This is a genomic window from Thalassovita sp. ABM4_323 (assembly GCF_056158665.1).
Window position 1 is genome coordinate 2,057,020 of record NZ_JBSWTS010000007.1, and the last position, 20,986, is coordinate 2,078,005.

Sequence of the window (20,986 nt, forward strand, 5' to 3'; positions counted from 1 at the left end):
CTCCGTCACCACGAGATCAACATGATTGCTGATCGCGCGGCATCGCATGAGAGCCAATGATCGCTCAGCAGTCCTTAACGAAATCTTAACCTCTTTTCGGCCCGCCACATCCCACAAATCCTGCGGAACTGAGGCGCGAAAATAGAAGGTTCGCCCGCGTGTAACCAGTCTTGGTATCGTGGCCATCCTTGCCCTCACTGTACCAGTTGACTGTACCAGGGCATGGATTTCGGCCTTCCCGAAAACCAGTATCGTTTTATATCAGCAGGTTAGCCGTGAAATGGCGGAGACGAAGGGATTCGAACCCTCGATACGGTTTCCCGTATACTCCCTTAGCAGGGGAGCGCCTTCGACCACTCGGCCACGTCTCCGCTGACCCGTATATGCAAGCACGTCCAAAGAGACAAGATGGTTTTTCCAAGTTTCGGCAGGGCCAGCAAAACAACTTGTTTTCAGAGATTTTCTGCGGATTTCGGAGGTTTTCGGAACAATGGAAAAGCCGCAACCGTCTTGCAATCGCAGCAGGGGCTGCGCGATTCTGAATCCATTTTTTGGAAATGATGCGCGCGAGCCCGAGGCACGTGCGCGTTCGATGTTTCCAGCTGTCGCCGCTCTGTCTCGGAATGCGACGAGCGCCTAGTCCATTGGCGCCAAAATGAAATCATGAGAGGCGCGCCAGGTTTCCTGGTCGGTATCAACCTTCTCATATTCCACGATAAGGGATGATTTCACGCCAAACACAGCATCCGAGACAAGGTAGTCATCCCCAGCAACAAAGGTGTGGGTGATCAGGTCCTTATAGCCCGGGGCCTTGATCATGAAATGGGTATGGGCGGGGCGCCAGGGGTGTCGACCGACGGCGCGCAGCATCTGACCGACGGGGCCGTCATCAGGGATTGGATAGGCCACGGGTTTGATGCCGCGAAACGCATAGTTTCCATCGGCGCCCGTGCGGAAGATACCGCGATTGTTCCATTTGGGCTGAATGTCGGGCTGTTGAACATCATAGAACCCGTCCTGATTGTCAGACCAGACATCGATGGTTGCGCCCTCGATGGGTGCGCCCTCCAGCGACAGGATCCGGCCCTGGAACAGACAGGTTTCGCCCTTGCCATCCAGGCAGATTGAATTGCCCATGGCGCGCTCGGGGGCGCCGGCCACGTGGAAGGGGCCAAAGACCGTGGTTTCAGTCGCGGCGGCGGGGCGGCGATTGTTGATCGCATCGACCAGCATCGAGATTCCCAATGCATCCGAGGCAAGGATGAATTCCTGCCGCTCGTCCGAGCACATCTGCCCGGCCCGGGTCAGGAAATCGATGGCGACTGACCATTCTGCCTCGCTTAGCTCTACATCTTTTACAAAGGCATGCAGGTGTTTGACCACGGCCTCCATGATCTGTTTCAGACGTGGATCTACGTCGCCTGTCATACGGGCATTCACCGTGTCGACAGAGTTTTCCTCGGTCAGATATGTACTCATTCAGTCCTCTCCGTGGGTCATGTCAAATGAGATCGCGCGCAGATTAAGTGGCTGGTGCCTCGCCGCGATGGGCCCGTTGTATCAGGGACAAAATTCCCTGTGGGTCCAGTGGGCGAGGGTTCCAATAAGGGTTCGACAAGGCGATTTCGGCGGCTTTTTCGATCCCGTCTTCGGGCATGCCCAGCTGAGCCAGCGCGGCAGGCGCGCCAACGTTACGGCCCAGATCAAACAATGCCTGGGCGGGGTCATCCCCCAGGACCGTTCTCAGCTTGTCCATCACCTCGGGGATCGCGGGCGCGTTGTAGGCCAGCGCGTGGGGCAGGACCACGGTATGGGTTTCAGCATGAGGCAGATCGAAGCTGCCGCCCAAGGTGTGGCACAGCTTGTGATGCAGCGACATCCCGACCGAGCCCAGGCACGTTCCGCAAAGCCACGCGCCATAGAGCGCATCGCTGCGCGCTGCCAGGTCCGCAGGGTCTTTGGCGATCTTGGGCAATGCGTCGTTCAGGGCGCGGATGGCTTCTAGCGCCATAAGGTCGATCACCGGGTTTCCCTCGCGGGCATACAAGGCCTCGACCGCGTGGGCGATGGCGTTGATGCCGCTGGTGCCCGACATGGCGGGGGGCAGGCCAAGGGTCAGCTCGACATCATAGATCACCACTTCGGGCAGAACCTTGGGGGTGGATTGTGTCTGCTTCTTGCCGTCTTTGGTTTCACCAAGGATCGGCGTCATTTCAGAGCCCGCATAGGTGGTCGGGATGATCACCTGAGGCAGGTCGGTGCGCAGCGCAATCGCCTTGGCAAGCCCGGTCGTGGAGCCGCCACCGATGGCAACCAGCACATCTGCCTTCAGATCCCGGGCGATTGCGGTCGCCTTTTCAGAAACGTCCACCGGAGTGTGCATCACGGCGCCAGCAAAGACACCTGCTGCGGTTTCCCCCAACAGATCAGCCAGGCCCTGTGCCGTGTCTTCTTGGAAGGGGGTCGCAAGGATCAACGCGCGCGATGCCCCCAGGCGGGACACTTCATCGGGCAATTGCGACAGGCTGCCTGCGCCGAAGATCACGCGGGCGGGGTTGCCGGTATATGTGAAGCTCTGAACGGTCATGATGTCGGCCCTTTTGTGTCCAAAGTGATGTCGTAATCCACCTGATGCCGGGCGATGCGTTTGCCGATCAAAGCATCGCGGACTGCCAGATGTTTGGGATGCGTCGCATAGGCCGCAAGCGCTGCTTGGCTTTCGAATTCGGTGAACAGCACCATATCGCAGGCATAGTCCACGGTGCTGTCATCTATGCCAACCTCCAGATGGAGCATGCCGGGTATGTGCCCGCGCAAGGACTCGAACGCCTGTTTGACCTCTTCGATCGTGGCCATTTTTTCGGCCTGTGTGTCCCCCGAGACATCCCACATGACGATATGGCGTACCGCGTTTTGCGGGACAGGTTTGAGGGTGTCCTCGGGCATGTTCGACTCCGTTTTGGGTTGGCTATTGATCCGATTGTCGCGACGCTCAGCCAACATTTTGTTCGCGCAACTCAATGAGATTTCGGCCTGTTCAAGGCCCTGAAATGATCATTGGTGCCTCAGAGATTGACAGCATTGATTTGCGGGATAAATCATGCAATCTACAAAACATCCTTTCACATTCTGAAAAAATACCTGCGGCAATCTTCGCGAAAGCGGCATTTTTCGGTAAATTAGGCGGGCCGGGCGGTCCAGATTTCCAAAAGGAGCAAGAATGGATCGTTTGACCGAATTGGAGGTCTTCACCCGGATCGCCGAAGAACAAAGCCTGACTCGCACCGCCGAATTGCAAGGCATGTCCGTGTCCGGAGTCAGCCGCCATCTGTCCAGTCTTGAAACCCGCTTGGGCGTGCGTCTGGTGCAGCGGACGACGCGCCGACTGTCGCTGACGCATGAAGGGCAGCGGTTCGCGGAAAGCGCCCGCGAGATATTAGACAGTCTGAAAGACGCAGAAGAGGCGGTGAACATCGACGCGGTCGAGCCCCGCGGGCTGTTGCGCGTTGGGTCCACGCTGTCATTCGGGCTTTTGCATCTGAAGAATGTCATCCGCAACTACCGTGCGCGCTATCCTCTGGTGGCGGTCGATCTGAAAGTGTCCAATCGCTACTATGATCTTGTGGAAAATGGGTTGGACGTGGCTGTGCGCACCAAGCGCGTCGAAGAGGACAGCTCGATCACCATCCGGCGACTTGCTGAAACGCGCCGCGTCCTGGCGGCCTCGCCGGACTATCTGGCAAAACAGGGCACGCCAGAGCACCCCGACGACCTGAAAAACCACGACATGTTGCTGTATACGCTTGCCGATGATTGGGAGCGTTTTCACTTCGTCAAAGGCGAAGAGAAGGCGGATGTCGCGGTCACCCCGGTCTTTGCCTGTAATGACGGTCAGTTGATCCGGTCTGCGGCCTTGGATCATGCCGGCATTCTAGCGCAACCTGTCTATGTGATCGAGGAGGACCTGAAAGCCGGGCGCCTGGTTCGGGTTCTGGACGACTGGGATTTGCCACGCCTGACGATGAATGTGGCCTTTCCCACGCGCACCTTGCTTCCTGTGCGCACGCGCCTGTTTGTGAACGAGCTGGTCAGCTATTTTCAGGACAACGATTTCGAAACGCGTTGGACAAAATAGGGGCAGAAACCTGCCCGGAATGGTCCGGTGGCGCACGGGATCAGCGCGCCACCGGACGGGATCACTCGGCTGGGGTTTGCTGCAAACGCGCGGGCATTTTGCGTTGCAGCGGCATCAAACGAATACCCCATTTATCGATCACAAACCCCCAGATGCCGCGTGGCATGAACAGCATCATCAGGATGGCGATCAGACCAAAGATCAGCATCGACCAGGCCTCGAACCCGGACAGGGCCTCGCGCAGGGCGAAAAAGATCAGCGTGCCCAGGATCGGACCTTCGAGCGTGCCAATCCCGCCGATGACCACGATAAAGATCACATAGGCCACCCAGTTGATGGAAAAGGCCGCGTCCGGGCGCACATTGATCTGCGTAATATAGATCAACGCCCCGGCCGCCCCGGCAACACCCGCAGCAAACAGATATGTCAGGCGTTTGGCGCGGGTGGCGTCCACACCAACGCTGCGCGCGCCGCTTTCGGTGTCACGCACTGCCATCAGCCCCAGGCCCATTCGGGATCGCAGCAACAGATACATCCCCACCAGTGTTGCGATCACCAACGCCAACCCGATCCAATAGCCTAGATCCTCGCGCAGATGGCGATCAAACCCGCCCAACGAGCGCACGGTGCGGCCGCGCCCACCGCCCAGCCACTCGATACTGGCATTGGCCGACAGGCGCAGGGTTTCTGCGATCACCCATGTCGCCACCGCGAAATAGGCGCCCTTGAGCCGGAACAACAGCCAGCTTGCCGGATAGGCGAACAGCATGGCGATGACGGCGGCCAAAGGCACGGTCATGAAAGGGTTCACGCCCATGTCCTCGGTAAAGACCACCAACGCATAGGCTCCGATGCCCACAAAGGCTTGTTGCCCGATGGAAATCATCCCGGCATAGCCCGCCATAAGGTTCCAGGCCTGAGCGAGGGTCAGGAAGAACATGAACTCCAGAACCGAGCGCTGCAGGAACGGGCTGCCCCAGCCTGGCAGACTGATCAGAGCCACCAACAGTACCGCGCTTAGGATCAGGAACGAGAGACGAAAGTAAGAGCTCTGCATCGCTCAATCCTTTTCTACGGTTTCCGGGAAAAGCCCCGAAGGTTTGACGATCAAAAGCGCAAGCGTGGCCACGTGGCCGGCCAATTGGAACCATGTCGGGTTCAGCGCGCCTCCGATGGTTTGCGACAGGCCCAAAATCATGCCGCCCGCCAGGACGCCCCAGATCGAGCCCATGCCGCCGATGATGATCACCTCGAAGGCAAAGATCAGACGTGTGGGGCCATCAAACGGCGAGAAATTCGAGCGAATGCCCATGATCACGCCGGTGACCGCGATGATCGCAAAGGCCAGGCCCATGGCCAGCCCATAGACGCGCTTGCCATCAATCCCCATAAGCGACGCGGTATCAGGATCGTCCGAGGTGGCGCGAAAGGCGCGCCCCAACAGGGTGCGGCTGAAAAAGGCCTGAAGCCCAAAGATCAGCGCCAGAACCACGCCCAGTGTCACCAGCGGAAACACCCCGATTGTCAGCCCGGGCAAAAGCGTCAGGCTCATGGTTTCGATCGCGCCCTGGCTCAGGATCACACGATCCGCCGAGAACCCCAGAAGCAAGCCGTTCTGGATGACAAACGAAAGCCCAAAAGTGATGATCACCGCGGGCATCATCCCGTCCGCCAGGGTGCGGTTCAACACCATGCGCTGCAACAGATAGCCAATGCAGAACATCATCGGGATCAGAATGACCAGGCTTGAAAACGGTGACAGGCCCAGCATCTGCGTCAGCAGAAGCGCAAGATAGCCGCCCAGAACAATCACATCCCCATGGGCCAGGTTCACGGTGCGCATGATCCCGAAAGTCAGGGACAGGCCCAACCCGTACAGCGCGTATAATCCACCAAGCAGAACACCGCTGAGAACCGTCGAAATTACAATCATGCCGAAACTCCGAAATAAGCCTTGGACAGCGCGTCTTTGTCCAGCTCTTGAGGCGTGCCAGACAGGCTGACATGGCCCTCCAGCAGGCAATGAACCTGATCCGCGACCGACAGACCGCGATTGACGTCTTGTTCGACGATGATCACCGTAGTGCCCTGATCGGCGATCTGCGGCAGGCTTTTGTAGATTTGATTGATGACGATGGGCGCAAGACCAAGCGAGATCTCGTCCATCAGCAGCAGGTCAGGGTTGGACATCAACGCGCGCCCAATGGCGACCATTTGCTGTTCGCCGCCCGACAGATCCAGGCCTCGGTTGTGGCGACGTTTGACCAGTTCGGGGAACAGCTCGTACACCCGTTTCAGATCCCAATGGCCACGGCGGGCGCTAAAGCCGCCGATGATCAGGTTGTCTTCTACCGTGAGGCTGCGGAACAGTTTGCGGCCCTCGGGCACCATGGCGATGGCGTGGCGGGCGACTGCATGGGCGGGCAGGCCGCCGATTTCCTTGCCGTCAAATTGGATCGAGCCGGCGGTGGGGGAAATCACCCCGCAAATCGTGCGCAGCAGCGTGGTCTTCCCGGCGCCATTCGCCCCCACGATCGCAACGGTTTCGCCGCGCGCGGCCGTCAGCGACAGCCCCCGGATCGCTTGGAACAATCCATAGCCGCTCTCGAGATTCTCGATGTTCAAAAGCGTGCTCATGCTGCGCCCTCCACACCTGTGTCATCGCCGAAATAGGCAGCTTTGAAGGCCTCGGATTCCATCACCTCGGTTGGTGCGCCATGGGCGATCAACTGGCCGAAATCCAACGCGATGACGTCGCTGACCACGGCCACAAGCGCGTGCAGCACGTGTTCGATCCAGATGATCGACATTCCGTCCGCGTGGATTTCCTTGATCAGGGTGACCAGATCATGCACCTCGAAATCGGACAGACCGCCAGCGATCTCGTCCAACAAAAGCACCTGCGGCCCACAGGCCAACGCCCGGCTGAGTTCCAGCCGTTTGCGCCCCATCAGCGACAGCGCGCCGGCTTTTTCGGCGTGACGATCCAGCAGGCCCGTGCGTTTCAACGCGTCATAGGTGGCGTCCTCGGCCGCGTGATCCGACAGGGCCCCGCCGTTCAACGCTGCCGTCAGCACGTTTTCCCAAACCGTCAGCTGTTCGAACGGTTGCGGGATCTGGCTTGTGCGCACGACACCTGATCGGCAGCGCGTTGGCTCGTCCATGTCCGACAGGACCTTGCCACGATATTTGACGATCCCCTCCGAGGGCTGAGCGCCACCCGAAAGCATCTTCAAAAGCGTGGTTTTCCCGGCCCCGTTTGGGCCCAAAACACCCAAGGCCTGGCCGTCTTCTAATCGAAAGGAGATCTTATCAACGACCGTCACAGCGCCGTAGCGCTTGGTCAGATCAAAGGCCTCCAGCACCGCGACGCGGTGCTGGGTTTCTTGTGTCATTGGGGTTACCAGGTTTTCGGCTGCAAGCTGCCGTCGGTGACAATCTCGGGCGCGGTGTCGTTGAAGGTGCAAACCAATTTGTAGCCCCCTTCACCATCAGACTGCCATTGGCCACCGGCGACCGGGGTTTTCGCCACATTGGGCGCAACGGGGAAGTCGCCCCATTTGATGCGCCCCACGCACGAGGCCAGATCGGTTTCATTCATCGCCGTGACAATCGCGTCTGGGGTGATCTCTCTCGCGCGTTTCAGCGTATCAATGCCCGCCTCGAACAGTGCATGGACATAGCCGGTGCCCTGCAGCCACTGATTGCCCGTGGCTGCGGTATAGCCCAGGGCCAGCTCTTCGGTGGTCTGGCCCGTCAGCGACGAGGTGAACGGGTATTGCGGCCCCCAGTAGACCTCGCCCGTCAGGCCCGCGCCCAGACCATCGGGGAAGCTTTCGATCCCCTTGGGCGTCAGCGCCGCTTTGGCCACGGTGACGAATTTGGGATAGAAGCCCATCTGTTTGGCCTGGGTCATGAAGGTGGCCAGATCCGGCGGCAGCATCACCCCGGTGATGATCTCGACACCGGCTTGCTTGAACTTGTTGATCTCGGACGAGAAATCATCCTTCAGGTTCTGGTACCGGCCCGGATCGACCAGTTTGAACCCGGCTTGCTCCAACGCGGGCGGGAAGCCCAGTTTCGCATCGGCAAACGCGATCCCATCCGGGTCATTGGGCCACAGCGCGCCCACAACCTTGTTGGTTTCGCCACCAGACCAAAGCCCGAAATAGACCGCCATCAGGTCCTCGGCGCCCCAGAAAAAGTGGTTGGTGTAGGTAAAGCTTTTCTCGCCCGGGGTGCCGCCACGGCCAAAATACCAGGGCTGCCAGGGCGTCGCGGCGGAAATGCAGGGCACTCCGTTGAATTCACAAAGTGTAGGGGGGGACTAACATCTGGACAAAACCTCACAAACGTCCGAGTTCTTTCAAGCGACTGTAAACAAACAATTAAAGGGGTGCTTAGGGTTGGTTTGAGATGAATCGGAAATGCAAGTCGGGGGATGAAATGGGCGACTTTGTTAACATGTATCGAACAAACACTTGCAGAACTCGGACACAAAGCGCGCATTTGGGAACGGTTTGATAACAATAGAAAAACCAACCGTCAGATCCGATCGTTTCTAAACAGAATCCAGAAGCTGACACAAAAAAACTCGGACGCGACGTCCGAGTTCGGGTCAGAGTGTCAGCAAAGGGCGAAAAGGCCTTATTTCTAACAGTTTGACGCAGTGTCGGCAGCGTTTTGGTGCAGCGCTGAACTCGGACGTCAAAAGAGCGGTCCAATTGACATGGCTGTGCAGCTGATGCAGGCGGAAAAGAGACAGAGAAGGCTGAGCTCGATCCCGGTAAGTGCTTCGAAAATTGCGCGATCACGGCACCTGATCCACATACGGTCAAAGACGCGTTGCCACCTCGGGTCTCGCCTGGCCTTGCGGCGGTAACGAGACAACCGTTTTCGCATGGTGGGTGGGACAGCGCGCCAGTGTTTGGCGCAGATCCATTCAGTGAAAGGCTGACCCGTCGAGCGATTGCAGCCAGGGCAGCAGCATTTGATCCGATCAGTTTTTGCCATCGCCTTGGCCACCAGGCAGCGTCACAATGGCAGTAACGGTGGTACTGCATGCCAACACTTCGTTCTCGCGGATCAGCTCTCGGATACACGCCGCAGCTCGTTTCATGGCTCGGGCATTGTCTTCTGCATGGGAGCGGCTCAGCAGACGGGCGCGGGCCTCCATGTCATTTGCGATTTCGGCTGGTGATGCCATGCGACGGCCCTTTCTCAGTTCTTGCCATCTTTGCGCCTCATGCGGCGGATGCAGCGGTTCATGATGCGGGTGCGTTCGGCCTTCAGCTCCTTTAGCGAGCGTTCCCGCCGGGTGATGCGCCCCTGGAGGACGCCCAGGCGCTTGAGTTCGTCATCATCGGCATGAGCTGTCCATGGCGCGCCTCGCTCGAAAGGCTCTACTGGCTCATCCTGGCGAGGGCCGATCAGTTCAAATAGCTTCTGTGCGTCCATGTCGGGACCGCCATTGTGGCCGATCCTGCCTTGTGTAGCGATTGCCGCTACACGGGTTTTCTTGCGGCTACGCATTAAGTGTTTGAGTTGTAACGGGAAATAGCATTGTCGGCACGAGATTTAAAAAGTGAATTTTTTAACATGGCGGGATCCCCTGCGTAGCTCGATGATGGGAGACCTTATCTCGTTACATGGAATATGTGAATCGCCCTTGTGGCGAGAACAGGAGGAAGTATACCGTTGGACAGCTTTTTAATTTGGAGCTGAACTGTGTTTGGTTGTGCGAGATTATTAAGAAATTCAGGAATTTTGCTCTTGTTCCTGACGGTTGCGGGCGGTGTTAGAAGTGAAGCTGTAACTGGACAGGATTTTTCCAAAAACCGTAGCGGGTATCCTTGTTTTTCAACTCTAAAAGTGGGTGCGCGTGAAAGGGTAACACTGAAACTGTCGGACTATGAAGGTGTCTGGTCCATTAGGTTTCACGTCTCGGACCAAGTATCGACATATCGGCATTTCTTCAATAATCATGGTTTGCGCGATAAAGAGGCCTTCGAAAGCGCATTTAGCAGCGTGGTTGTAGGTGATCAGTCATTCGACTTTAGTGATGTTGCCCTACGTGTCGTGCAACAGAAAAACCTAGTCAAAGAGACTTTTGCAGCATTCGACATTGAGGAGCGCCACAATGTTGTTCCTGTTCTGAATGCCATGAAGATAGATGGAATAAAGATATCAGGACTGATTGACCTAAAGGAGACTGCGGGGCCGCTTAGTGAATTTCGAACCTGCTCTTACGCGGCAATGGGTCTGCAAGAGGGTGACCGAATTAAAACGGACTTTCGTGCAGAGTACCGGATGATATTTGATGATGCTTTTGAGGCGTGGATTGCTAGCATGTCGAAAGCGGAGATTTGCCGAGCACTCCGTTTTGATGGCGAGGCCGTGGATGAAGTAGTCGATAGCGCGGCCACTGCTTTTTATCCGGGCATACTGAATTTCAACCAGCGGAAACAGTACCGCAAACGGCTTGAGGGAAGTGTTCCAATCGCCAAACTGTCCGGTTTGGTCGAAGCTAAAAAGAGTTGTTTGATGGCGAAGCAGCTAGTCGAAATTTCACGTATTCCTGTGGATCAGGCCCTTTTGGCTACCGAGAAATTGGATTGAAACACACGAAGGGCAATTGTTTTGCGACTCGGCTGAAGGTGCTCGGGGCTATTTGTCTTTTCAACCTACGTTCGCCCCGCTCCAGACGACTTCGCCAATTATTTCAAGGTCATCCATATCGGGTTGTGTTAATAGCTCGGCCTTGTGGGCCGGGTTGTCCGAGCTGATCAATAGCTGTTCAGGTGTCAGCCATTCCAATCGCTTGACCCGCAGATCGTCGCCTTGACGGAATGCATAAATGCGCCGCGCGCCGGGATCGCGACGGTTGTGGTTGATCATCACCATCGCGCCGGATTTGAGCGTCGGCTCCATACTGTCGCCTTTGACCCAGACCAGTGATGCGGCCGAGGGCGATATGCCACGCTGGCGCAGCCATGGCTTGGGCAAGGCGATTGCCGTTGTCGGGCCATCATCCCAACTTTGACGACCGGCCCCGGCGGCGAGCTGGACCTTGTGTAGGCGGATCATCGCGAACTCTTCCAGGTCCACGCCGGTGACGATCTGTGGCTCGTCGCCCAGAGGGTCGGGGATGAATGTCGCGCGATCACTACCGGGCTTGCCGCGAAACACGGCCACGACCGGGTGGGCCTGCTGGATGAAGGTAGATTTCACCTCATCATGAAAGTTGGTCTGTTTGCCATCTTCCGGCGGCATCCAGCCGCGTAAAGCCAGCCTGTCACCGGTCATTTTTTCAAGGCGCTTTATGGACGTGAGACCGCTTCTATCCTTGAGCCAGATACGGTCGCCTTCTTTGATGTCCTGCGCAGGAGAGACCAGGCAAAAATCGCCGGGCTCAATTCCTTCCTGTGTCATCGATTTGCCGACTGCTGACACATAGAAGGCATCCGGGTCGTTGATAAATTCCGGGCGCGGCAGTGGGGAGAGATTTGGTTGATCCTTGCCCCAACCGCGTACCGAGCACTTGGCTAGTCCGTGGTGGGGGATGGTCTCGAGTGAGAAGTCTGTTTTTGCAGGGGCAAGCTGATCGGTAAATGAGAGGGCAAGACCTAGCTTTTCGGCAAGAACAAGAAGGTTTGAAGCGCTTATATCTCTGCCCTCCATCACGCTCCTGGCTACGCCGACGGGCACGCCAATCAAGCGCGCAAATGGGCGTAGCCCATGGTCTTCAATGCCGCGCTCAACGCGGTTGCGAATTTCCTCAATTGAGAATCGTGTCATCCGTAACACATAACGTGCGAACGTTATTGACACCAGCGTGTTAGTTGTGACACAAAAACTCGTGTTATGAGTAGCACAAGAAAACAATTGGTCGAAACGGCCACCATCTACGCAACGCACACCAATCGGTCGCCGAAAACGATTTCGCGTCTTTGTACGGGAAGTGGGGCCACGCTTGAGCGGATCATGAAGAAGGCCGCAGATGGTTCGTGGCGGCATCGTATTTGGCCTGAGCGCCTTGAGGCTGCATTGCAGTGGTTGTCCGACAACTGGCCATCCGATCTGGATTGGCCTGATCACATAGAGCGCCCCGCGCCGACTGAGGAGAAAACAACATGAACGCCCAGTCAGGTTTTCACGGCACTTTCATTCCGACAGACGATCTTCGTGCCTTTGCCCAGCCCCAGCCGCACCATGCGGTTGGGGAACTGGCGGCTTCGGAGGCGGGGCGCTTCCGCGCGATCTGCGCCGATCTGCTGGCCTATCGCTCGCAGGATCCGGCTTCGATCACGCCGGAACTGGTGCCCAATCATATTCTGGTCGAATTCGCCCGCTCGTCGGGCGCTCTCACCACGATCGAAACGGCCATCGCCTGCATGTATTTTTCTGACATCTGCGGCGAGTTGCTGGCCCATCGTCTTTTGGAAGAGGCGGAGACGCAGGCATGAGTGTTATTCCCGCCGCCAAAGTGATCGCGGATGCCAGCCGCATCCTCGATAACCTTCCGTTTCTGAGTGATCTGGACGTACTCCGGGCCTGTGAAATCATCATTCGTCTGGATGATGGCGCCGAAGCTACCAGGGCGCGCAAGCTGCGGGACGATCTGGTGCGGCAGGCCGAGCAACCACATTTCCTCGATTTCATTCGGCTGCGCGCCGCTATTGATATGCTGGAAAATGTCGATCCTGGCGCACGGTTTTTGCTGCTCAGGAGCCTTTGCCTGGCCACGGGTGTGTGGACGGTGCCCGAAGACCCGGAAGCCTATAGCCCTGTGTGGTTCGAGGTCGGTCTGTTTGGCGTTTCCGCCATGGCCGAGCAGCAAGACCAGCTGGTGGTCAACTGGCGTATCGCCGCCGGCCGCATTCTGGCCGAGTATAACTGCGAGGAGGTCGCCTGATGACCGCTCGCTTCCCCCTGAAACCGCGCTGCGTTCTCTGCTCGCCGCGCATTCTTTCTGGTTTCGGGGCACTGACCGGGGGTCTCCTCCTCGCCCCCGGTCATTTTTTCAGAATTCCGTTGGCCCTTTTGGGGAGGGCCAAAGCCGGGACGCGCGCAGTGACTGCCACCATTCACGCCTCCTATCTGCGCGCGTCCCAACCTGGTTGGAGCAGAAATGACGGCTGATACGACCCTGACCTTGCCGATGACGCTAATCGACGTGCCCAAAGACCGCGCTCGCAGCCTGGATGCTGCGTGGGTCGAGGGTTTGGCAGTCCTGATCGGATCGCAAGGCCTGATGCATCCGATCCGGGTGCGCCCTGTCGGTCAGCGGTTTGAGTTGGTGTCAGGGTTGCGCCGCTATCGTGCGGCTGAATTGCTGGGCTGGGCGTCCATTCCTTACACGCTATCGACCGCTGAAACGGCGGATGATGCGCGCCTGGAAGAAGTGATGGAGAACCTTGGCCGCGAAGCGCTGATCGCGCTGGACCGCTGCCATTCGCTCTATGAGCTGAAACAGGTTTGGGAGCGGAAATACCCGCATACCAAGAACGGTCACAATTCTCCAAAGAAACAAGAAGAAGGAGGAGCGCAAAGTTTGCGTTCCTCCTCGGAACCTCAGGAAGTCTTCGGATTTGCCCGTGCCAATGCCGAAAAAATCGGCCTTTCAAAGCGCTCAATCGAGCTTGCAGTCAAAATTTGGACCGATCTGTCGCAAGCATCGCGCGATCGCCTTGTTGGCACCGCGCTGGCTTGCAAACAGACCGAGCTGAAGGCGCTGTCTGAGCTGTCGCACAAGCGCCAGGCCGAGGTGCTGGACCTTGTGCTGGGGGACGATGATGTCACCAATGTCGCAGGCGCCCTCCAGGCGCTTGATGGCGGCGTTGTGCCCGATCCAATCGAAAAGCAGCTTACCGCGTTGCGCAAAACCGTCAGCAAACTGCCTGAACCGGTGTTTGACCGTCTGATACTGGAAAACGAAGAGCGCGTTATCGCGGCTCTGAAACGGCAGGGGCGGATCTAGTGACAGTTGCCTCGCAAACGCAGGTCTATTTCAGCGCTAGGGAAATGGCGGAACTCGCGAAATCGCGTGGCATCACCAACTTCCCGCACACAGAGCGCCGAGTGAGAGACTATGCCGTTCGCGAAGGGTGGAATGATCTGCCCGAAACCCTGTGTCGTAAGCGTCCTGGACGCGGTGGCGGGCTCGAGTATCATTTTTCTCTTTTGCCTGAAGGGCTGCGCGCCTCTCTGGACGCCAATTTCGTCCGGGCTTCAGCAGTGCAGCGACACGAGACTCAGGCCGTCGCTGACCAGGCTAAGCTGGACGCTGTACGCAGCCATGCTTTGCCGCCACGCGCCCGTGCCGTCATGGAAGCGCGGGCCGAAATCCTGTCCTCTATCGAAGGCTTCGCGATCGCCAATGGGCAAAAGCGCGCCTGGGGAATTTCACAGTTCCTGGATGCACAAAACGAGCATGTGACCCGTCAGGAAATTGAGATGCGGCGCGAAGCCGGAGAATTCCTGACAGATCGGGAGGTCGAAAGCCTCGCCTATCCTTTGCTGCTGACTGCGTCGGGCGGCTTCCAGCTCGATCCTGAGCGTCTTCAGCTGGCGAATGACCGCAAAAGCGTTGCCGCGATCAAACGCAGCTCGCTCTATGCATGGTTCAAAACGCGCTCAACTGCTGGAGTGGTTGCCCTGGCACCGACGCCCCCTAAGGCGCAAGCCCCGGTCCATCCCGGCTTTTCGGATTTCCTCAAATTTTATGCCGTTGGCTCTAAACCGTCGGCTGCTGATGCCCTGAAACAGTACCTCAGAACTGACCCGCCTCGGGAAAAGCGCCTGACCTTATCGCAGGTCCAGTACATCCTGCGCAACCGTTTGAACAACATCGAGAAACACGTCGGCCGAGAAGGTCTTTTGACCCTGCGCTCGCGGATGGCTTACGTGACCAGGACAACTGAAGGCATGTGGCCGACCACGATTTACTCGGCCGATGGCAAGACATTCGACGCTGAGATCGCTGACCCTGTCTCGGGTCGACCGATCCGCCCGGAAATCACGACAGTGATTGACGTTGTGACCCGCAAGATCGTTGGAATTTCGCTGGCGCGGTCGGAAAACCGGATCACTGTGGCCGAGGCTTTGCGCCGGTCCTGTCAAAATAACGGGATCTGCGCCATTTTCTACGTCGACCGTGGGCCAGGCTACAAGAACAAGGCGATGGATGCCGATGTCAGCGGTCTGATGGGGCGGTTGGGCATCACCAAAATGCATGCTGCGCCCTATGGCTCGCAGGCCAAGGGTCGCATCGAGAAGCCGAACGACAGCGTCTGGAACACTCTGGCTAAGCGCCTGCCGACCTATATCGGGCCGGACATGGACAAAGAGGCCGGACAAAAGGTCCATAAGATGACGCGCCGCGACCTTGATCAGTTTGGCCAGTCCCGGCTGTTGCCGGAATGGGCTGATTTCGTGGCCATGTGCGAGGCGATGGTTGATGAGTACAACAACAAGCCCCACCGTGGCCTGCCCAAGTTCCGCGACCCCGAAACAGGCAAGAAACGCCACCTGACGCCCAATGAAAGCTGGGCGTCTCATGTCGCTGACGGTTTCGAGCCGGTCACGATTGACCAGGACGAGGCTGATGACCTGTTTCGCCCTTACGAGATCCGCGTGGCTCGTCGCGCCGAGGTGCAGTGGAATACCAACACCTATTTCCACCACGAGCTGGAGCGCTATCACGAACAGAAAGTCATGGTCGGGTACGACTATCACCAGGCCGACAAAGTTTGGGTGCGCGAGTTCGACGTGGAGTCCGGCCAGCCTGGCAGGCTGATCTGCGTGGCCGAGTTTATGGGCAATGCGCAGCGCTATGTGCCGCTGTCTTATGAGCGCAAGGCCGTGGAAGATCGCGCCAAGGGCCGTTTGCGCCGCCTGGAGCGCAAGGCTGAAACCGTCGAGGCGGAACGTGGGGCACCGACCCTGGTCGAACACCTGAACGAAGTGCCGATGGTGGACATCACCCCAGCTGAAGAACCGGTCACGCAGCCTGTCGAGGCGGTCAACCCGCCCGAGATGATCGAGCCCGCAGCGCCCCGCCGCCGGACATTCGAATCCGACGAAGAACTAGCGCAATGGGCGCTGGAAAACCCTGAAGAGATTTCCCCCAAACAAGCAGCGCTTCTGATGGATTGCCTGAAGCGGCCAATAGCAACACAGGCGCTTGAGCTGGCGGGGGTCGACACGGAGGCGCTTTGGAACCTCCTCCGTGCCGTTGCATAGGCACCCGAAGGTGTCAGAACTGAGGAGAGCATAACATGCGGAAAACGTTTGTTGAAACAGAAAACTATCGCCGATTTGTCAGCGCACTGAAATCGCTTGATGAGCGCGGCGCCGTCGAGGCCTGCCTGGTTGTCGTGGACGGCCAGCCGGGCTTGGGCAAGACAACCACGCTCAGCCGTTGGGTCGCCCAGACCGGCAGCGTCTACATGCGCGCGCAGAAGGGCTGGGACTACAACTGGTTTATCAAGGACCTGCTGACGGAACTGGGCGTTTCCTACCACACGATCCGGGGCAAGCGCGAAAAGTTTGCCCGCGTGATGGAGGAGCTGGAGAACCGCGCCACGATGGCGGCACTGAACGGCGAGGTCTTTGGCCTGGTCATTGACGAGTGTGACTTGGTATCGCGCCGGGCCGAAATCATGGAAGCAATCCGGGGCATTTCTGATCTGCGTTTCCTGCCCACCATCCTGGTCGGCATGGGCCAGCTGCGCGACGACCTGCGCCGTTTCCCCCAGATCGAGAGCCGCGCACCCAATAAGGTCAAGTTTGAGACCTCCTCGCTTGACGATACGGCCGCAATGATCGGGCAGCTTTGCGAAGTGCCCGTTGCCGATGACCTGACCGAGTTCGTCTGGCGGGCCTCGCGCGGGCTGAATCGCGAAATCCTGGACGCCATCATGGCGATTGAGCGTTTCGGTCGCCGCCTCGATGGTGACGATCCTGTCACCATGCTGGATATGGCCGGTCAGCCGATCATGAACGACCGTCAGAAGGGGATGCCCATTCTGGTGCCAGGGGGGCGCAAATGACCCCCAGCAAGCCCGGAGCCGCGCCCACAGCGCTGCTGCAGTCTCTTGAGAAAGATAAGGAAGTCACGGTCCAGAAGGTCCGTGACGACTTTGGTTTAAGTCGGCGGCAAGCTTATAACGCGCTTTCCCGTTTGGAGGGGCGTGGTTTCATCCGCCATGTACGCACCAGCACCTGGTTGCCGACTGAGGCAGGGCTGCAGGCCATCAAGGACGGCGTGGAGTTCGGCTCAGGCCCGAATGGCCCTTCAAACTTTATCCCGCGCCCTAAGGACACGTTCCGACAGCGCGCTTGGTCATCCATGCGGTTTCGCCGCCGGTTCACACTTGGGGATCTGGTTGCTGATGCGGGCCGAGGCAATGAAGAACGCGAATATGAGAACGCCATGCGTTATGTGCGCGCCCTTCGCAAAGCGGGGATTGTCGGCGAGATTAAGCGACGCCTGAAAGGGACGGCCATCGGCTCCAATGGCTTCAAACAGTTTATTTTGCTGAAAAACCTTGGTCCGACGGCACCGATCCACAGCGAAAAGAAGAACGCAATCCACGATTTCAATTCAGGCGAGGACTTCCCGTGCGACCAAGCCTGACCCTGGATTGGCCTGATCCCGAATGGCTGACCCTGCTGCGAGCGCAGCGCGAAGAGGGAAAGTCGGTTTCGCAGATTGCCCGTGAAACCGGCATGAAGCGCCCTTCGGTTTCCATGCTTTTGAACGGCACTTACCCGGCAAAGAGCCTTGACCTGGTCACGCGAAAGCATGGTGCGCGGATCGTGCAGCTCTATCGCAACAAGGTGGCCTGTCCCCATCAGCGTGTCAGCATTTCGAACGAGGAATGCCGACGCCTGGCGGGCGCACCCATGTCCACATCCCATCCCGACAAGCTGTCCCAATGGGCGGCTTGCCGGAAATGCGACCTGAACCCACTCAAAGGAGAAGCCGATGAACGAACAAGCTGACAACCTGCCCAATCCGGGCGTGATCGACGTAGATGGGGTGCCCCACATGCGGGACGCAAAAGGAGCTTTGATGCCCGTTGAACTGATCAAGCCCAAGGACCGCCTGATGGATGAAGAAGTTCGCAAGGTGGTTGGGTTTGCTCAAGAGCTGAGCGAACGGATTTCGCGCTTCAAAGGGCATGTCTTTGACGATCTGGGTTCGCTCGATGCGCTGCTGGCACAGGAATATGGGGCCAAGATCGGCGGGGCCAAGGGTAACCGCACCTATATGAGCTATGACGGGCTGATGCGGGTTCAGATCCGCGTCGCAGACCAGATTGAGTTCGGCCCTGAGCTGCAACAGGCCAAGGTGCTGGTGGATGAATGCCTCAATGAATGGTCCGCTGACAGCCGTCCCGAGATCCGCGCGCTGATTACCAAAGCGTTCGATACCGACAAGGAAGGCCAGATCAACCGCTCGGAAATCTTTACGCTGCTTCAGCTCGATATTGATGATGAGCGCTGGAAAGAGGCCATGCGCGCCATCAAGGAAGCGATCCGCGTGGTCGGCTCGAAAACCTATCAGCGGTTCCAAATCCGGGATCACGCTGATGCTGGCTGGGACACAATTACGATCGACCTGGCGAAAGCCTGACCTGCGAAACGCGCGCGGCTTCGGTCGGGCGTGTCGTCGGAACGTGGTGGTTCCGGCCTGATGAGCAGCCAAGGAGCAACGCATGACATATGAAGTTCAGGAAGTCGCGAGCGGTACATGTGCCCTGGTGCCGGTCTGTCCAGGCAATTCCTACAACACGGTCTTGACCGCCATAGAAGAGCTGAACGAGCAGTTTGAATGCCGGACCTGTGGCCGCAAATTCACGGTTTCCCCGAAGAACCTGGATCTCTGTGCGAGGTGTTCGGATGTCTGAGAAACACCACAATCGTGCGCCTCTAAACGAGGATCTAACGCGGGCAGGGAACGAGCTCTATTACGCAGTGATTTCGCTGCTGGATGCCACCTACGTCTCACCTCAGGTCCAGGAAGCACTGGTAGGCTGGCGCAAACTCTTGGAGGCCAAGCATGAAGTTGACTGACCGGCAAACCGTCGCGCAGCGTATCGACATTCTCCAAGAGGCTTTGGGCAAGGTCCTGGACCGCGATGGCACCATGTTCGTCGAATGGGATGGGTCTGACCAATACGTGTGGGTGACCTCAGAATATGCCGACACACGCAACGGCCATGATTTGTATCTGATCGCTCGCGAACTGGAGGTCCTGCTGTGATGAGCGCTGAACGGCTTCGCAAGCAGATTTTCGTCGGCTGTCGTCAGTTGGGGCTGGACAGCGAGACCCGTCACGATCTGCAATTGGCCGCGACCGGAAAATCCAGCCTGAAGGACATGTCAGAGGCCGAGCTTCAGCTGGTGGTCAAACACCTGAAGGATCGCGGTTTCAAAACCAGCTCGGGCAAGAAACGTCCAGCGGCCAAACGCCCGGATATCCGCTATTGCCATGTTTTGTGGCGCTTGCTGCACCAGGCCGGGCACGCTCGGATCGGCGGGGCAAAGGGCCTGAACGCGTTTATTCGCTCCCGTTTTGAGCCCAAATGGGGCCATATGCCGATCGACATTGATGCAATGACCGAGACCTCAGAAATCAATGACGTCATCGAGGCGCTGAAAGGCTGGTGCCAGCGGAAAGGCATTCCGACCGAACTGGGCGGGGGCCGCTGATCATGGCGCAGAACACCAGCTCGGCCGTGATGCAGCAACGGGCTGAGCCCCATAACAGCCTGGATGACTTTCCGACCCCTCCCTGGGCCACCCGCGCTGCCTGCGAATGGTTGGCTGGACAGATGGTTGCAGACCCGCATTTGTCCTTTTTGTCCGATATGGTCGTGCGCGAACCTTGCGCCAACAGAGGTCACATGGTGCGGCCCCTCATGGAGTTTTTTGGCGACGTCGATGCGCTGGATGTGCACGATTATGGTGTGGGATTCCGTGTCGAAGACTACCTTTTTGGGCATGATCCCGAGGATGTTGACTGGACATTCATAAACCCGCCTTTTCGGCTGGCGGCGCAATTCATCGCGCGGGCGTTGCGGAGCAGCCGGCACGGCGTGGCCGTCTTTGTCAGAAGCGCATTTGCTGAAAGCGTTGGCCGTTACCTCGATCTTTTCTCCAAGACCCCGCCAACCGCAATCCTGCAGTTTTCTGAGCGCGTCATTTTGTACAAAGGCCGACTGGTTGATCCTGATGTCAAGCTGCGCGTCTGGTCCAAAAAGGAAGGCAAGTATGTCTGGCGCCTGCCCAGCTCAGCAACGGCTTATTGCTGGATGATCTGGGACCTCAATGCGACGATTTCAGGAACCAGCTATCACTGGATCGCTCCTTGCCGGCAGCGCCTGACACGTCCGGGAGACTACGATGTCCGCTGACGGGTTCCCTGCTTCTCTGCGTGATGTGGTTGATACCATGGGGCCGGACGTCGCGTTTCAGCTTATGGCGCTCTACGGTGGGCAGGACGTGCTCTTTGGCGGCAAACCAAAGCGCGCAATGATTGACCTGTTTGGACAAAAGCGTGCAGAAGAGCTTAACGAGCTGCTCAAGCATCAGAAGATGTACATCCCCAATGGCAAAGCCGTAAATTTGCGGGCAGAGGTTTTGCGGTTGCAGGGGCAAAATATGCCTCAGACCGAAATCGGGCGCGTTTTGGGGATATCGACGCGTCACGTTAGGCGCTTATCGCCAGCGCCTCCGGTGCCACTACCGCTGTTCCCCGATATTGATGACGACACCTAGACCGCCGGACACCTGTCCGGCGGATTTTGTTTGGCATGTGTGCGAAATCTCGGTCTGAAACAA

The 20,986-nt window shown here is 57.9% G+C and carries 27 protein-coding genes, 1 tRNA gene, 1 other RNA gene and 1 pseudogene; 17 read left to right on the plus strand and 13 right to left on the minus strand.

The annotated features are described in order from the left end of the window. Window positions 1–3: 3 nt before the first annotated feature. The 5 genes and pseudogenes from ACXADQ_RS12585 to ACXADQ_RS12605 all read right to left on the minus strand — a co-directional run. A pseudogene (locus ACXADQ_RS12585) lies at window positions 4–186 on the minus strand (DUF6538 domain-containing protein); the annotation flags it as partial. A gap of 95 nt (window positions 187–281) precedes the next feature. Then, window positions 282–371: transfer RNA gene (locus tag ACXADQ_RS12590), tRNA-Ser, on the minus strand. Window positions 372–636: 265 nt separating this feature from the next. Next, the gene (locus ACXADQ_RS12595) at window positions 637–1,479 is read right to left on the minus strand and encodes an intradiol ring-cleavage dioxygenase (protein WP_475320801.1); all 843 of its coding nucleotides are present in this window, start codon (window positions 1,477–1,479) and stop codon (window positions 637–639) included. A 43-nt stretch (window positions 1,480–1,522) separates the two neighbouring features. Beyond that, on the minus strand, window positions 1,523–2,587 hold the full coding sequence (locus ACXADQ_RS12600; protein ID WP_475320806.1) for a maleylacetate reductase: 1,065 nt from the start codon (window positions 2,585–2,587) through the stop codon (window positions 1,523–1,525). After that, on the minus strand, window positions 2,584–2,946 hold the full coding sequence (locus ACXADQ_RS12605; protein ID WP_475320810.1) for a Dabb family protein: 363 nt from the start codon (window positions 2,944–2,946) through the stop codon (window positions 2,584–2,586). The genes ACXADQ_RS12600 and ACXADQ_RS12605 overlap by 4 nt, the downstream gene beginning before the upstream one ends. Before the next feature lie 104 nt (window positions 2,947–3,050). Here ACXADQ_RS12605 and ACXADQ_RS12610 point away from each other — a divergent pair, with 104 nt between their 5' ends. Then, complete coding sequence (locus ACXADQ_RS12610) at window positions 3,051–3,233, plus strand: hypothetical protein (RefSeq protein WP_475320814.1); 183 nt, start codon at window positions 3,051–3,053, stop codon at window positions 3,231–3,233. Next, window positions 3,221–4,135 carry a LysR family transcriptional regulator gene (locus tag ACXADQ_RS12615; RefSeq protein ID WP_475320817.1) on the plus strand — a complete coding sequence of 305 codons (915 nt, stop codon included), beginning with the start codon at window positions 3,221–3,223 and terminating at the stop codon, window positions 4,133–4,135. Before ACXADQ_RS12610 ends, ACXADQ_RS12615 begins: the two co-directional genes overlap by 13 nt. A gap of 61 nt (window positions 4,136–4,196) precedes the next feature. On the opposite strand, the gene ACXADQ_RS12620 is transcribed toward ACXADQ_RS12615, so the two are convergent. The 7 genes from ACXADQ_RS12620 to ACXADQ_RS12650 form a co-directional block, all read right to left on the minus strand. After that, the gene (locus ACXADQ_RS12620) at window positions 4,197–5,192 is read right to left on the minus strand and encodes a branched-chain amino acid ABC transporter permease (RefSeq protein ID WP_475320821.1); all 996 of its coding nucleotides are present in this window, start codon (window positions 5,190–5,192) and stop codon (window positions 4,197–4,199) included. Window positions 5,193–5,195: 3 nt separating this feature from the next. Then, on the minus strand, window positions 5,196–6,068 hold the full coding sequence (locus ACXADQ_RS12625; RefSeq protein WP_475320825.1) for a branched-chain amino acid ABC transporter permease: 873 nt from the start codon (window positions 6,066–6,068) through the stop codon (window positions 5,196–5,198). Continuing rightward, window positions 6,065–6,772: an ABC transporter ATP-binding protein gene (locus ACXADQ_RS12630; protein ID WP_475320830.1), complete on the minus strand. Its 708-nt coding sequence runs from the start codon at window positions 6,770–6,772 to the stop codon at window positions 6,065–6,067. Before ACXADQ_RS12630 ends, ACXADQ_RS12625 begins: the two co-directional genes overlap by 4 nt. Beyond that, entirely contained in the window at window positions 6,769–7,530 is a 762-nt protein-coding gene (locus ACXADQ_RS12635; protein ID WP_475320834.1) for an ABC transporter ATP-binding protein, read from the minus strand. Before ACXADQ_RS12635 ends, ACXADQ_RS12630 begins: the two co-directional genes overlap by 4 nt. A 5-nt stretch (window positions 7,531–7,535) precedes the next feature. Continuing rightward, complete coding sequence (locus ACXADQ_RS12640) at window positions 7,536–8,432, minus strand: ABC transporter substrate-binding protein (protein ID WP_475320837.1); 897 nt, start codon at window positions 8,430–8,432, stop codon at window positions 7,536–7,538. Between the two features lie 702 nt (window positions 8,433–9,134). Further along, window positions 9,135–9,341: a hypothetical protein gene (locus ACXADQ_RS12645; protein WP_475320841.1), complete on the minus strand. Its 207-nt coding sequence runs from the start codon at window positions 9,339–9,341 to the stop codon at window positions 9,135–9,137. A gap of 14 nt (window positions 9,342–9,355) precedes the next feature. Continuing rightward, the gene (locus tag ACXADQ_RS12650; protein WP_475320845.1) at window positions 9,356–9,592 is read right to left on the minus strand and encodes a hypothetical protein; all 237 of its coding nucleotides are present in this window, start codon (window positions 9,590–9,592) and stop codon (window positions 9,356–9,358) included. Between the two features lie 315 nt (window positions 9,593–9,907). On the opposite strand from ACXADQ_RS12650, the gene ACXADQ_RS12655 reads away from it, so the two are divergent. Then, the gene (locus ACXADQ_RS12655; protein ID WP_475320848.1) at window positions 9,908–10,753 is read left to right on the plus strand and encodes a hypothetical protein; all 846 of its coding nucleotides are present in this window, start codon (window positions 9,908–9,910) and stop codon (window positions 10,751–10,753) included. Window positions 10,754–10,813: 60 nt separating this feature from the next. Here ACXADQ_RS12655 and ACXADQ_RS12660 read toward each other — a convergent pair whose 3' ends face one another. After that, complete coding sequence (locus tag ACXADQ_RS12660) at window positions 10,814–11,932, minus strand: S24 family peptidase (protein ID WP_475320853.1); 1,119 nt, start codon at window positions 11,930–11,932, stop codon at window positions 10,814–10,816. Window positions 11,933–12,267: 335 nt separating this feature from the next. On the opposite strand from ACXADQ_RS12660, the gene ACXADQ_RS12665 reads away from it, so the two are divergent. The 14 genes from ACXADQ_RS12665 to ACXADQ_RS12730 all read left to right on the plus strand — a co-directional run bounded on the left by ACXADQ_RS12665 (window position 12,268) and on the right by ACXADQ_RS12730 (window position 20,923). Continuing rightward, on the plus strand, window positions 12,268–12,600 hold the full coding sequence (locus tag ACXADQ_RS12665; protein ID WP_475320855.1) for a hypothetical protein: 333 nt from the start codon (window positions 12,268–12,270) through the stop codon (window positions 12,598–12,600). Further along, entirely contained in the window at window positions 12,597–13,049 is a 453-nt protein-coding gene (locus ACXADQ_RS12670; protein ID WP_475320857.1) for a hypothetical protein, read from the plus strand. The genes ACXADQ_RS12665 and ACXADQ_RS12670 overlap by 4 nt, the downstream gene beginning before the upstream one ends. A 216-nt stretch (window positions 13,050–13,265) precedes the next feature. Next, window positions 13,266–14,114: a ParB/RepB/Spo0J family partition protein gene (locus tag ACXADQ_RS12675; protein ID WP_475320860.1), complete on the plus strand. Its 849-nt coding sequence runs from the start codon at window positions 13,266–13,268 to the stop codon at window positions 14,112–14,114. Continuing rightward, window positions 14,114–16,378, plus strand: a complete 2,265-nt coding sequence (locus tag ACXADQ_RS12680; protein ID WP_475320864.1) for a transposase — start codon at window positions 14,114–14,116, stop codon at window positions 16,376–16,378. The genes ACXADQ_RS12675 and ACXADQ_RS12680 overlap by 1 nt, the downstream gene beginning before the upstream one ends. Window positions 16,379–16,413: 35 nt before the next feature. Continuing rightward, complete coding sequence (locus ACXADQ_RS12685; protein WP_475320868.1) at window positions 16,414–17,187, plus strand: AAA family ATPase; 774 nt, start codon at window positions 16,414–16,416, stop codon at window positions 17,185–17,187. Continuing rightward, window positions 17,184–17,774: a hypothetical protein gene (locus tag ACXADQ_RS12690; protein WP_475320874.1), complete on the plus strand. Its 591-nt coding sequence runs from the start codon at window positions 17,184–17,186 to the stop codon at window positions 17,772–17,774. The genes ACXADQ_RS12685 and ACXADQ_RS12690 overlap by 4 nt, the downstream gene beginning before the upstream one ends. Then, window positions 17,759–18,142 (plus strand): MarR family transcriptional regulator, encoded by a 384-nt coding sequence (locus ACXADQ_RS12695; RefSeq protein WP_475320878.1) that lies wholly within the window; start codon window positions 17,759–17,761, stop codon window positions 18,140–18,142. Before ACXADQ_RS12690 ends, ACXADQ_RS12695 begins: the two co-directional genes overlap by 16 nt. Continuing rightward, on the plus strand, window positions 18,126–18,776 hold the full coding sequence (locus tag ACXADQ_RS12700) for a DUF3164 family protein (protein WP_425094264.1): 651 nt from the start codon (window positions 18,126–18,128) through the stop codon (window positions 18,774–18,776). The genes ACXADQ_RS12695 and ACXADQ_RS12700 overlap by 17 nt, the downstream gene beginning before the upstream one ends. Window position 18,777: 1 nt before the next feature. Beyond that, an RNA gene (locus ACXADQ_RS12705) (hammerhead ribozyme type II) lies at window positions 18,778–18,850 on the plus strand. 8 nt (window positions 18,851–18,858) lie between these two features. After that, window positions 18,859–19,050: a hypothetical protein gene (locus tag ACXADQ_RS12710; RefSeq protein ID WP_475320880.1), complete on the plus strand. Its 192-nt coding sequence runs from the start codon at window positions 18,859–18,861 to the stop codon at window positions 19,048–19,050. A 152-nt stretch (window positions 19,051–19,202) separates the two neighbouring features. Continuing rightward, window positions 19,203–19,406, plus strand: a complete 204-nt coding sequence (locus ACXADQ_RS12715; RefSeq protein ID WP_475320883.1) for a hypothetical protein — start codon at window positions 19,203–19,205, stop codon at window positions 19,404–19,406. Beyond that, window positions 19,406–19,855: a phage protein GemA/Gp16 family protein gene (locus ACXADQ_RS12720; RefSeq protein WP_475320888.1), complete on the plus strand. Its 450-nt coding sequence runs from the start codon at window positions 19,406–19,408 to the stop codon at window positions 19,853–19,855. The genes ACXADQ_RS12715 and ACXADQ_RS12720 overlap by 1 nt, the downstream gene beginning before the upstream one ends. A 2-nt stretch (window positions 19,856–19,857) precedes the next feature. Next, on the plus strand, window positions 19,858–20,559 hold the full coding sequence (locus tag ACXADQ_RS12725; RefSeq protein ID WP_475320891.1) for a hypothetical protein: 702 nt from the start codon (window positions 19,858–19,860) through the stop codon (window positions 20,557–20,559). Further along, window positions 20,549–20,923, plus strand: a complete 375-nt coding sequence (locus tag ACXADQ_RS12730; protein WP_475320895.1) for a helix-turn-helix domain-containing protein — start codon at window positions 20,549–20,551, stop codon at window positions 20,921–20,923. The genes ACXADQ_RS12725 and ACXADQ_RS12730 overlap by 11 nt, the downstream gene beginning before the upstream one ends. The last annotated feature ends 63 nt before the right edge of the window (window positions 20,924–20,986 follow it).